The sequence below is a fragment of the Vibrio breoganii genome (assembly GCF_001677275.1).
Classification (GTDB): domain Bacteria; phylum Pseudomonadota; class Gammaproteobacteria; order Enterobacterales; family Vibrionaceae; genus Vibrio; species Vibrio breoganii.
Genome location: NZ_CP016177.1, coordinates 873,965 through 886,577, shown reverse-complemented (window position 1 = coordinate 886,577; position 12,613 = coordinate 873,965). Strand labels below are relative to the sequence as shown.

Annotated in this window: 9 protein-coding genes, 1 tRNA gene and 1 riboswitch; of the genes, 6 read left to right on the top strand and 4 right to left on the bottom strand. The window is 46.8% G+C overall.

Annotation, left to right across the window (positions count from 1 at the left end; all coding sequences use genetic code 11):
* Positions 1-45 precede the first annotated feature (45 nt).
* A complete protein-coding gene (gene moaA, locus A6E01_RS04180) occupies positions 46-1,035 on the bottom strand; it encodes a GTP 3',8-cyclase MoaA (RefSeq protein ID WP_017029750.1) in 990 nt (329 codons plus the stop codon).
* Positions 1,024-1,191, bottom strand: a riboswitch (molybdenum cofactor riboswitch). (Overlaps the previous gene by 12 nt.)
* Before the next feature lie 173 nt (positions 1,192-1,364).
* Here moaA and yvcK point away from each other — a divergent pair.
* Positions 1,365-2,249 (top strand): uridine diphosphate-N-acetylglucosamine-binding protein YvcK, encoded by an 885-nt coding sequence (gene yvcK, locus A6E01_RS04175; protein WP_065209631.1) that lies wholly within the window; start codon positions 1,365-1,367, stop codon positions 2,247-2,249.
* A 30-nt stretch (positions 2,250-2,279) separates the two neighbouring features.
* On the opposite strand, the gene A6E01_RS04170 is transcribed toward yvcK, so the two are convergent.
* The 3 genes from A6E01_RS04170 to uvrB are packed head-to-tail and all read right to left on the bottom strand — an operon-like array spanning position 2,280 to position 6,082.
* On the bottom strand, positions 2,280-2,639 hold the full coding sequence (locus tag A6E01_RS04170; protein ID WP_017243445.1) for an Hpt domain-containing protein: 360 nt from the start codon (positions 2,637-2,639) through the stop codon (positions 2,280-2,282).
* Positions 2,632-4,035 carry a quorum-sensing sigma-54 dependent transcriptional regulator LuxO gene (luxO, locus tag A6E01_RS04165; RefSeq protein WP_065209630.1) on the bottom strand — a complete coding sequence of 468 codons (1,404 nt, stop codon included), beginning with the start codon at positions 4,033-4,035 and terminating at the stop codon, positions 2,632-2,634. The genes A6E01_RS04170 and luxO overlap by 8 nt, the downstream gene beginning before the upstream one ends.
* Before the next feature lie 19 nt (positions 4,036-4,054).
* On the bottom strand, positions 4,055-6,082 hold the full coding sequence (gene uvrB, locus A6E01_RS04160; protein ID WP_170875130.1) for an excinuclease ABC subunit UvrB: 2,028 nt from the start codon (positions 6,080-6,082) through the stop codon (positions 4,055-4,057).
* A 516-nt stretch (positions 6,083-6,598) separates the two neighbouring features.
* Here uvrB and A6E01_RS04155 point away from each other — a divergent pair.
* The 5 genes from A6E01_RS04155 (at position 6,599) to rsxD (ending at position 12,612) form a co-directional block, all read left to right on the top strand.
* A tRNA-Asn gene (locus A6E01_RS04155) sits at positions 6,599-6,674 on the top strand.
* 1,146 nt (positions 6,675-7,820) lie between these two features.
* On the top strand, positions 7,821-8,402 hold the full coding sequence (gene rsxA / locus A6E01_RS04150; RefSeq protein ID WP_065209629.1) for an electron transport complex subunit RsxA: 582 nt from the start codon (positions 7,821-7,823) through the stop codon (positions 8,400-8,402).
* Positions 8,402-8,989: an electron transport complex subunit RsxB gene (gene rsxB / locus A6E01_RS04145; protein WP_017027034.1), complete on the top strand. Its 588-nt coding sequence runs from the start codon at positions 8,402-8,404 to the stop codon at positions 8,987-8,989. The genes rsxA and rsxB overlap by 1 nt, the downstream gene beginning before the upstream one ends.
* Positions 8,990-8,995: 6 nt before the next feature.
* A complete protein-coding gene (gene rsxC / locus A6E01_RS04140) occupies positions 8,996-11,563 on the top strand; it encodes an electron transport complex subunit RsxC (RefSeq protein ID WP_065209628.1) in 2,568 nt (855 codons plus the stop codon).
* Positions 11,563-12,612 carry an electron transport complex subunit RsxD gene (rsxD, locus tag A6E01_RS04135; protein WP_017027032.1) on the top strand — a complete coding sequence of 350 codons (1,050 nt, stop codon included), beginning with the start codon at positions 11,563-11,565 and terminating at the stop codon, positions 12,610-12,612. The genes rsxC and rsxD overlap by 1 nt, the downstream gene beginning before the upstream one ends.
* Position 12,613 lies beyond the last annotated feature (1 nt).

Below are 12,613 nucleotides of genomic sequence, written 5' to 3'. Positions count from 1 at the left end.
CAATTCCTATGTACTGTTTGTTGTAAATTAATAGTGTGACGAAGATTAGCCGCCGATCGATGCCAGGTGCGGTGTCGCTCCTGGATTATTTTGATCAAGATGGTGGCTGATATCTTTGGTTTGTAAACCCTGCGATATACGAGCAATCAAAGCCTCTTCTTGCTCATCTTTTTGCATCAGATCGCGAAGCTCTAAGCCCTCTTCACCAAATAGGCAAAGGTGCAATTTACCCATCGCTGATACACGCAGCCTGTTACAGGTTGAACAGAAGCCTTTTTCGTATGGCATGATAAGGCCGATCTCACCCTTGTAATCCGGGTGGATAAATACCTGGGCTGGCCCATCATTCACTTCTCGAAGCTTTAAGAGCCAACCATTGGCTATCAGTTGATTTCGTATTGCGACCCCAGAAACATGGCGCTTATCAAACAGCTCATCCATTTCGCCGGTTTTCATCAGTTCGATAAAACGCAATTGGATAGGCTTATCTTTGATCCAGCTTAGGAATTGCGGCAGTTGTTGGCTGTTGAGGTCTTTGAGTAACACCACATTCACTTTGACCTGCTCGTATCCCACCTCAAAGGCGCGATCGATACCCGCCATAACATCATGAAAACGGTTTTGACCCGTAATCTGATGAAATTGCTTGGGATCAAGGCTGTCTAGGCTAACGTTGATATGCGTAAGCCCAGCCTCTTTCCAATCGGAAACTTGCTTAGCCATACGATAACCGTTGGTGGTGGTTGCGATTTTGTCGATGCCCGGGGTCTCGGCAACGCTGTGCACGATATCCGTGAAATCTCTACGCAAAGTTGGTTCGCCACCAGTGATACGAACCTTAGTCGTACCGCAATGGGCAAACGCTCTCACTACACGCTGTATCTCAGGGAGAGTGATAAATGGGGGGCGTTTACTCGCCTCTGGATGATACCCATCCGGCAAGCAATAATTGCACTTAAAGTTACACACGTCGGTAACTGAAAGTCGCAAGTAATAAAACTTGCGATGAAAACTATCTTCGAATTGTTGCGTCACAAAACACCTTTCCTAAATACGGGAGGCAACTCCATTTCTAGAGCAACCCTGGTGGCGAAATGCCACGGCCTAAATCACATATTGTTCTGCCCAAACGTTCGCTTTCGGGAACACAGCGTCAAACTTAGTGAAGGAGACTCGGAGTTTTACACCTACAGTATAAACCATTTTTCGCAGGCGAATGCTAAAGCCTAAAGGAATGCAGTAACTTTTGCCAAGATGAATGTTACAAAAGGCGCGCTTAATCAAGTTCATTCGCGGTAAATTTGGTCTAATCTAAAGATTCGGGTACATTTGCCCAGTATTACTAAGGAAAATAAGCGATTAGCGTGGAAATTTACTCATCTAAAAAAGTCGTCGCCATCGGTGGCGGGCATGGTCTTGGTCGTATTTTGGCGGCTTTAAAAGATTTTGGAAGCAATGCAACCGGCATAGTCACCACCACAGATAATGGCGGTTCTACCGGGCGTATTCGTTACTGCCAAGGCGGCATTGCATGGGGTGATACGCGCAACTGTATCAACCAGTTAATTACAGAGCCCTCTATCAGTTCAATGATGTTTGAATATCGCTTTCGCGGGGCTGGCGAGCTCGATGGTCATAATCTAGGTAATCTAATTCTCACCGCTATGGATAATCTCTCGGTTAGGCCACTAGAGGCCATCAATTTGGTCCGCGAGTTACTTAAGGTGGATGTCAATATCTTGCCGATGACCGAGCACCCTTCAGACTTACGCGCCTTATCCACTAAGGGCAGTTGGGTAAAGGGTGAAACCAGCGTAGATGAAATGGAAGAAGATCTGTTAAGGCTTGATCTCGACCCTGAAGTCCCTGCTATTTGCGAGTCGGTTGATGCCATCAAGCAAGCCGATGTGATCATTTTGGGACCGGGCAGCTTTTTAACCAGTATCATGCCACCTCTGTTATTGCCTGAAATCGGCAAAGCCATTAAGGCCAATACCAACGCAAAGGTAATACTAATTGAAAACCTGAGTCCTGAATTTGGCCCGGCGGGTCGCATGGATTTAAGGCAAAAACTGAATTGGATTGAGCGTGCTTGTCAAGGACGAAAAATCGATGTGGTATTGGGCAGCGTTGAACACCCAGAATTGGAAGATAAATGGAACATCGTTACCCGCGATCTTGCCTCAATGAATAGAGGCTGGCGTCATGATCGCGAGAAACTTCGTTTAGCGGTTTTAGAGCAGCTGTAGCTAGGGTCTATTGATCTTTTGAGGTGGTATCTAATGAAGTTGGGCTTGTAATTGGTCCAACTTAAACACCGTACGTCGCAATAGTGCGATTAGCTCGTCGCATTGATTGTCAAAATCTTGCAGCTGCTGTTGTTTGTAAAAGGCGTCCATTTCGGTGGCCTTTTCTGAAAGTAAGGCAGCACCAAAACTCGGCGCACTGCCTTTTATCGCGTGACAGGTACGAGCAATCATCTCTCTATTCTCTTCGCTAGCAGCTACGCCTTCAATTTGACCAATGTATTGCTGAAGCTCTTGCTTGAAGATATCCAGTAATACTGGCATGGCTTCTTCGCCCACCTGAGCACGTAAGCTAGTAATCTTATCGCTTTGCAACAGATTGAGTTCATCCACGCCCTTTCTCCCATTTTTCTAGTTTTCTGTAGAGTGTTGATGCACTGACATCCAGTTCAGTAGCGGCGGCAGGTATACTGCCACCACACAGTTCTATGGCTCTTTCTATGGTTCTGCGCTCCACTAACGCCAACGGAACGATCTTTTTGCTGTCGTCATTGTGCTCAGGGTCTATGAACTGATCGATAACCTCTTCGGAATAGGAAGCCACTCTGAAACGGTCTAAGGGTGAAGGTAGCATGTCCATTTTCACCTCTTCGCCTTCGTTGAGAACCACAATATTACGAATTACATTTTGCAACTGGCGCACATTCCCCGGCCAAGGATAGGCAACGAAGTGACGAAGCACCTCTTCGTTGAATTTGCCAAACTGCTTACTCTCTTCAAGGGAAGTAAAACCTAGCAAAGAGTAGGCAATCTCGACGATGTCATCCCCTCTGTCTCTTAAAGGTGGCAGATGCAATGGGATAACGTAAAGACGGTAATAAAGATCCTCACGAAAACGCCCTCTTTTCACTTCTTGCCAAGGGTCTTTGTTGGTCGCACACACAAAACGCACATCGACTGCACTGAGCTTTGATGAACCGACTTTTTGATAGGTACCAGTCTGAATAAAGCGCAGTAACTTGGTTTGTAAGTCCAAATCCATCTCACACAATTCATCCAAAAATAACGTACCGCCATCAGCCAACTCTGCCGCCCCTTTTCGATCCGTTGCAGCCCCAGTAAAGGCGCCTTTTACATGACCAAAAAGCTCACTTTCAATCAGGTCTTTAGGAATAGCGGCACAGTTCAGCGCAATAAAGGGTTCAGTGCTTCGATTGCTCACAGAGTGGATAGCTTCAGCACACACCTCTTTACCTGTTCCGCTCTCGCCAGTAATAAAGATACTCGCCTTACTCGATGCAGCCGAGTCTATGGTTTTATAGACTTTTTGCATGCTAGCGCTAGAGCCAATAAAGCCTTGATATTGGTTTATCTCGCCAAGAACATCGTGCTTGCCATTTTGAGTTTGGTGTATGGCTTTAGATACTGTAATGCGGAGCTGATCCGCCTCACATGGCTTAATCAAAAAGTCATGGGCACCGGCTCTCATCGCTTCAACGGCTACCTCGATAGAGCCATGTGCTGTCATGAAGATAACCGGGACCTTAGGTGCTCTTGCCCGCACCTTTTTCAGTACGTCCATTCCTGTCATATCAGGCAAGCGTAAGTCCAGCAGCATAAGATCGATGGGCTGCTGCTCTAGATGTGCTAATGCCGCCTCACCACTAGAAACGATTTGAATATCCAAATTCAATGTTGATAGATAGGTCTGGTATAAGGTCGCCACTGAAAGCGTGTCCTCTACCATCAACAATCTTAACTGCTTGTTTGCTATTTTATTTTTTGACATTCGCTGTTAAACCTAACTCCTAGCTGTTGGCGATGAATTGCCTTCGGTACTCTTCCATTTGATCTCGTTTGGCAGCGGCTTGCTCAAACTCAAGATTCTGAGCATGCTGGTACATCTCGTTTTCTAGCTTAAGTATAAGCTTCTCTAATTCTTGCGGTGACAAAGTCTTATATTGCTCATCGCTTTCCGCCACTTTCGATAATGGCACAGCTTTCGACTTCTTATTGCCTCCAGCTTTAGCAACACTCCCCAGCTCCATAATATCTTTGACGCTTTTCTTCAGAGCTTGCGGCTGGATACCATTATCTTCATTGTACTGGTGCTGCTTCAAGCGTCGACGCTCTGTTTCGCCTATCGCTTTGGCCATCGACTTGGTAATGCGATCACCATACAAGATAGCCTTACCTTCAAGGTTACGTGCGGCGCGACCTATGGTCTGAATCAGCGAGCGCTCTGAGCGAAGGAAGCCTTCTTTATCGGCATCGAGAATCGCCACCAGCGATACCTCTGGCATATCCAAGCCCTCTCGAAGCAAGTTAATGCCCACCAGCACATCAAACTCACCTAAACGCAGATCGCGGATAATTTCGACGCGTTCTACAGTATCTACATCCGAGTGCAAATAACGAACCTTAACATCATGCTCAGTCAGGTATTCCGTTAAATCCTCAGCCATACGCTTGGTGAGTGTCGTCACCAACACTCTTTCATCTTTAACGCTTCGAATGCGTATCTCAGATAGCAAGTCATCGACCTGAGTACCTACAGGGCGCACCTCAATCTCAGGGTCTAGTAAACCTGTAGGACGAACCACCTGCTCAGCAATATCACTGCCGGACATCTCTTTTTCATAATCACTCGGCGTTGCCGAAACAAAGATAGTTTGAGGGGCTAAAGCTTCAAACTCATCAAATTTTAATGGACGGTTATCAAGGGCTGACGGCAAACGAAAGCCAAACTCGACTAAGGTCTCTTTACGAGAACGGTCACCTTTGTACATAGCGCCAATCTGCGGAACCGTCACGTGTGACTCATCGATAACCAACAAACCATCTGCAGGAAGGTAATCAAACAAGGTTGGTGGCGGCTCACCCTCTTCACGGCCACTAAGGTGCCTTGAATAGTTTTCTACCCCTGAGCAAAATCCAAGTTCGTTCATCATTTCGATATCAAACTGAGTACGCTGACTGATGCGCTGCTCTTCAAGTAACTTATTGTTATCAAGCAAGTATTTCTTGCGATCAACGAGCTCGTCTTTAATCTTCTCTATCGCTTCCAGCATGCGATCACGCGGTGTGACGTAGTGGGTTTTCGGATAGATGGTAAACCGAGGTAGATCTCTTTGGATCACTGAACCTGTTAGTGGGTCGAAAATACTGATGCAATCTATCTCGTCATCAAACATCTCAATGCGCACCGCATCATGCTCTGATTCAGCGGGATAGATATCAATCACCTCACCTCGAACGCGGAACTGTCCACGCTCAAATGCCACATCGTTTCTTGAATACTGTAATTCTGCAAGACGGCGTAGGATATCTCTTTGATCCAACACATCGCCACGCCTAACGTGTAACATCATTTTAAGATAAGACTCAGGATCACCCAGTCCGTAAATAGCCGAAACGGACGCCACAATGATGGCATCTTTTCGCTCTAGCAACGCCTTGGTCGCTGACAGCCTCATTTGTTCAATATGGGCATTCACCGAAGAGTCTTTCTCAATAAAGGTGTCAGTAGTCGGAACGTACGCTTCAGGTTGATAGTAATCGTAATACGAAACAAAGTACTCAACGGCATTGTTAGGAAAGAAGGCCTTCATCTCCCCATACAATTGAGCAGCTAAGGTCTTATTCGGTGCCAAAATGATGGCCGGTCGCTGCGCCTCGGCGATAACATTCGCCAGCGAAAAGGTTTTACCCGAGCCAGTCACACCCAATAACGTTTGGTGGGCTAGACCACTATCCAATCCATCAAGCAATTGTTTGATGGCTGTGGGTTGATCTCCCGCGGGCTGATAGCTCGAAACCAAATCAAACGTTTTGATGCTTTTTTCTTCATCCACAATGGGTTACCTTCACCTAAATTATCTTTATGGGTATTTATATCAATTTTATCACCAATAGTGCTAGCACTCGATTTTAACATTTGCTATATTCTTCTCCCCTGCAAGAAAACCCCTCTTATTGTAACATCTATTTAACTCACAGCTTTTCCCCAAAATTTAGTCAATCGTTAACTTTCTGTTTATTTTTTAAACAACCTCGAAACACCTCTCAAATCTTGTTATAGCACATACTTCTCGTACAACACCTTGTATTATATGCACTTACAATAGATAACCGCACTAGACCAGGTTACCAGCATGTTAACAAAATAAAATTACCCCGATCTCATCAACACACTTATCCACAAAATCAGTGGATAACTGTCATCAAGCCTTAATACGACTGGCCTCAACATTATCCACAACACGAGTCGCGTAATTTTTCCTATAAATCTTCAGATTTAATGTTGACAGAGATAAGCCTTCTCAGTAATATTCGCCTCGCTTTAGAGCAATTCCCCCTTAGTTCAGTTGGTAGAACGGCGGACTGTTAATCCGTATGTCGCAAGTTCAAGTCTTGCAGGGGGAGCCAAATTTCGAAGAAACCGTATCATGAAAATGATGCGGTTTTTTTTCGTCTGTACTTTGCACCACAGCCCAAAAATAACCGTCATTCCCGCATGTCGTTAGCGGGAATCTAAGTACGCACCAACTCAAAGATTGCCGATAAGAGACCTCGGCAATGACAGTTCTGAGCTGGCGCTGCCAACGTGCATAAAAGTGAAAAGCCTGTTATTCCTGCATGCCGTTAGCGGGAATCTAAGTACGTACTAAACAAAAGATTGCCGATAAGAGACCTCGGCAATGACAGTTCTGAGCTGGTGCTGCCAAGATGCACAAAAGTGAAAAGCCCGTCATTCCCGCATGTTGTTAGCGGGAATCTAAGTACGTACCAACTTAAAGATTGCCGATAAGAGACCTCGGCAATGACGTCTTGAACGTTGGCCGTGCGCACAAATGTAAAAAGCCCGTCATTCCCGCATGCCGTTAGCGGGAATCTAAGTATGTACCAACTCAAAGATTGCCGATAAGAGACCTCGGCAATGACAGTTCTGAGCTGACGCTGCCAACGTGCACAAAAGTGAAAAGCCCGTCATTCCCGCATGCCGTTAGCGGGAATTTAAGTACGTACCAACTTAAAGATTGCCGATAAGGGACCTCGGCAATGACGTATTTAGCGTTGGGCGTGCGCACAAGAGTAAAAAGCCTGTCATTCCCGCATGTTGTTAGCGGGAATCTAAGTATGCATCAACTTAAAGATTGCAGATAAGAGACCTCGGCAATGACGTCTTTAGTGTTGGCCGTGCGCACAAAAGTAAAAATCCCGTCATTCCCGCATGTTGTTAGCGGGAATTTAAGTACGTACCAACTTAAAGATTGCCGATAAGAGACCTCGCCAATGACGGTTCTGATCTGGCACTGCCAATGTGAACAAGGGCGAAACCGAGTCATTCCCCACTCAAATTCGCAACCTTAGTCTCCATAAACAACCACAAAACCAAAAACAAACGACGTTATCAGACGTTACAGCCCACTTTTATGCACTCAATTTGAAAAGAACTGCGTATAAACGGCTATATTTTCTACAAATGTTCTAAATCCCTATAGATGTTGTGTTGTTAAATACCTGACAAATTAGGATAATGTTCAGCTCGATCTGGGTGAGTAAAAAATTGGTATGACCGAATATCTTTTGTTGTTGATTGGTACAGTGCTGGTCAACAACTTTGTGCTAGTGAAATTCTTAGGCTTATGTCCGTTTATGGGAGTCTCTAAAAAATTAGAGACTGCGATAGGTATGGGGCTAGCGACAACCTTTGTTCTGACCTTGGCGTCAGTGTGTGCGTATTTAGTAGAAACCTATCTACTACAGCCGCTTGGCATCGAATATCTAAGAACCATGAGTTTCATTTTGGTGATTGCGGTCGTGGTTCAATTTACTGAGATGGTGGTGCACAAAACCAGCCCTACGCTATACCGCCTGCTCGGCATTTTTATCCCATTGATCACCACAAACTGTGCCGTATTGGGCGTAGCACTGCTCAATGTAAACGAAAATCACAGCTTTGTTGAATCCATCATCTACGGATTTGGCGCAGCCGTCGGTTTCTCCATGGTATTGATCCTGTTTGCTTCAATGCGCGAACGTATTGCAGCTTCAGATGTTCCGGTGCCTTTTAGAGGCGCCTCCATTGCGATGATTACCGCTGGTTTAATGGCGCTTGCCTTTATGGGCTTTACTGGCTTGGTGAAGATCTAATGGAAGTTATCTTAATCTCCATTGTCGCCCTCGTTGCCCTTGCCGCTCTATTTGGCGGATTGCTTGGCTTCGCCTCGATTCGCTTCAAAGTAGAAGCCGATCCTATCGTTGAACAAGTTGACTCCATTTTGCCACAGACACAATGTGGCCAATGTGGCTATCCTGGCTGTCGCCCATATGCTGAAGCGATTGCTAACGGTGATGCAATCAACAAATGCCCTCCAGGTGGTGAAGCCACAATTCAAAAGCTGGCAGACCTTATGGGGGTTGACGTACCCGATTCGGCACACGATCTTTCCGACAATGTAAAGAAAGTCGCCTTCATCCACGAAGACATGTGCATTGGCTGTACTAAGTGTATTCAAGCGTGCCCAGTAGACGCCATCGTTGGCGGAACAAAGGCCATGCACACCATCATTGCCGATCAATGCACTGGCTGTGATCTCTGTGTATCACCCTGCCCAACTGAATGTATTGAAATGATTCCGGTTAAAGCCACACCGGACACCTGGAAATGGCAACTTGATACCATTCCAGTAGTTAATGTAGATACCAATGTGCCAAGCACAACGACTGAGAACTCATAACCACCAATGCTGTCACTTATTGAACAAATTCGCTCTGGCCATCTCTGGGACTTCCCTGGAGGCATTCATCCGCCAGAACACAAAGCACAATCACTCACCCATAAAATCGGGCGAGCTAATATTGCGAATGAGATAGTCATCCCAGTCAAGCAACACATTGGTAAAGAAGGTGATCTACTGGTCAAGGTGGGAGACTCGGTTTTAAAAGGCCAACCTCTGACTCAATACCACACCAGCTTAAGCTTGCCAGTGCACGCGTCTACCTCAGGTGTTGTCACAGCCATTGAGCCAAGAACAGGTTGCCACCCATCGGGATTGCCAGAGCTTTCTATCGTTATCAAACCGGATCAGAAAGATACCTGGATTGAGCACAGTGGTATCACCAACTACCAAGAACTAAGCGCGGAAGAGCTGGTCAATGTCATCCGCCAAGCGGGGATATCAGGTATGGGCGGCGCAGGCTTCCCAACCGCAAGAAAGCTGCAATCTGGTTTTAGTCGTACTGATATTTTGATCATCAATGCTGCTGAATGTGAACCTTACATTACTGCCGATGACAGCCTGATGCGTGAATACGCAGAGCAGGTTATCCAAGGCATTGAGATTTTAAGTCACATCTTAAAACCTAAGCTGTGCATTATTGGCATTGAAGACAACAAACCGGAAGCCATCCAAGCCCTTAATAAGGCTGGAGAGAGTCACGATATCGTCATTCGCGTTATCCCAACCAAATACCCATCCGGTGGTGAGCGCCAGCTGATCAAGGTATTAACCGACAAAGAAGTGCCTTCAAGCGGTCTGCCTGCTGACATCGGCATCATGGTGCAAAACGTGGGTTCTGCTTTTGCTGTAAAACGCGCGGTCATCGATGGCGAGCCTTTGATTGAACGTGTTGTGACTATGACAGGTGGCAGTGTCAGCCAAGCGCAAAACTTATGGGTGCCAATTGGTACTCCAGTGCAGTCGTTACTTGAACAAGCCCACTTTTCTCCTTGGAAGAAACAGTCGGTGATCATGGGCGGCCCAATGATGGGCTTTACCCTGCCTCACACTCAGGTGCCTATCACGAAAACCAGCAACTGTATCTTAGCCCCTGCGAAAAGAGAGCTAGAGTTCACAGCCGATGAAATGGCTTGTATTCGTTGTGGTCAATGTGCAGAGGCTTGCCCTGCCTCACTGCTACCACAGCAAATGTATTGGTACTCGAAAGACAAAGACCTAGAAAAATGCGAAGAATACAAGGTTAAGGATTGTATCGAATGTGGTGCTTGCGCCTATGTGTGCCCGAGCAACATCCCATTGGTGAATTACTTCCGTCAATCTAAGACAGAAATCAAAATTCAAGCCGCTGAAGCCGAAGCCGCTGAACGCGCTAAGGTTCGTTTTGAGCAGCGTAAAGAACGCCTAGAGCGCGATAAAATTGAGCGCGAACAGAAGTACAAGATCGCTGCAGAAAAACGTCGCAGTCAGATGAAGACTGAAGGTGGTGATGATGCTATTGCCGCAGCAATAGAACGCGTTAAACAGAAGAAGACTGAAGGTCCTAAGCCTGCCGTTGCCGCCGCTATTGCTAGGGCTAAAGCGAAGCAAGCCGAAGCACAGTCAGAAAATGCCACTGAACCAGACAATTCAGAGATGCGCAAATTGCGTGAACAACGCAAAGAAGAAGCGCGTCTTCGTCGCGAACAAAAAGCGGACCAGCAACCAACAGCTGCAGGAACGAAAAGTGACGCAGTCGCAGCCGCTATTGCTCGCGCCAAGGCGAAGAAAGAACAGCTTGCATCAACAAACTCAGAAACTAGCGATGCAAAGGCTGACAAGCAAGATGCAGTGAAAGCAGCTATCGAACGAGCTAAGGCACGTAAAGCAGCGCAAGCAAGTGCAAAGCCTCAAACCAGCGAATCCGCAGATTCGGATGATTCGAAAAAACCTGCGGTCGCAGCAGCTGTAGCAAGAGCTAAAGCACGCAAAGCTCAACAACAAGCCACTGATACTGAGCCTAAAGCTGACGAATCAGCAGAATCGGACGACCCGAAAAAAGCAGCTGTCGCGGCCGCTGTAGCAAGAGCAAAAGCGCGCAAGGCACAACAACAAACTACTGATACAGAGCCTGAAGCTAGCGAATCAGCAGAATCGGATGACCCGAAAAAAGCGGCCGTCGCCGCTGCCATTGCAAGGGCTAAAGCACGCAAGGCTCAGCAACAAACTGCTGATACTGAGCCAAAAGCTGACGAATCAGCAGAATCCGACGACCCGAAAAAAGCAGCTGTCGCGGCCGCTGTAGCAAGAGCAAAAGCGCGCAAGGCACAACAACAAACTACTGATACAGAGCCTGAAGCTAGCGAATCAGCAGAATCGGATGACCCGAAAAAAGCGGCGGTTGCGGCTGCCATTGCAAGAGCGAAAGCACGCAAAGCTCAGCAACAACAGACCGCTGATATTGAGTCTGAAACGAGCGAGCAACCTGAAGCAGAAGATCCAAAAAAAGCAGCAGTTGCTGCCGCGATAGCACGAGCAAAAGCAAGAAAAGCGGCAGCGCAAGCCGATAGCAGTGACTCAAAGGAGAATAACTAGTGGCATTTTTTATCGCCAGTTCACCCCATACTCAAAAGCGTCGCTCATTATCGACTATGATGCTGCTGGTGGCACTGTGTGCTGTACCGGGTATTTTGGCGCAAACCTACTTCTTTGGTTTTGGCACCTTAATTCAAGTGCTGTTCGCTATATTAGTGGCTTGGACGTTTGAGTCTCTCATCATGCTGGCTAGAGGTCGCTCTCCAATACGAGCGCTTCGTGATAATACTGCATTAGTCACTGCACTCTTGTTAGCCATCGCGATACCGCCACTCTCACCGTGGTGGATCACCGTCATAGGCTTATTCTTTGCCATTGTGGTTGCTAAGCACCTCTATGGCGGAGTGGGACAAAATCTCTTTAACCCTGCAATGGTGGCTTACGTTGTCTTACTGATTTCGTTTCCAGTACAGATGACCAGTTGGCTAACTCCAGCGCAGATTTCATCCTCACCTGTGGGTGCTACCGATGCTCTATCGCTTATCTTTAGCGGTTACAACCTTGATGGTATGTCGCTGCAACAGATCCGTACCGGGGTTGATGGGATCACCATGGCAACGCCGCTTGATACAGTGAAAACTGGGCTTGGGAATGGTCAAACGCTTTCTGAAATCAGTAATAGTCCTCTATTCTCTGGTATCGCAGGCTACGGTTGGGAATGGATTAACGTCTTATTCCTAATGGGTGGATTAATCATGCTTAAGCTGCGCGTGATCCAATGGTACATCCCAGCAGGTGTACTTAGTGGCGTATTCTTAACTAGCCTAATACTCTACATCATTGCCCCAGGCACGCTAGGCTCACCATTGTTCCAGTTGTTCTCTGGCGCGACTATGCTCGGCGCATTCTTTATCGCAACAGACCCTGTCTCTGCTGCGACAACCATTAAGGGCCGACTGATTTTTGGTGGCTTAATCGGTGCACTGATCGTCATTATTCGCACCTTTGGCGGCTTCCCAGACGGCGTTGCTTTTGCGGTTATTATCGCCAACATGTGTGTACCGCTTATCGACTACTACACACAACCTAGAACCTACGGTCACAAGTAAT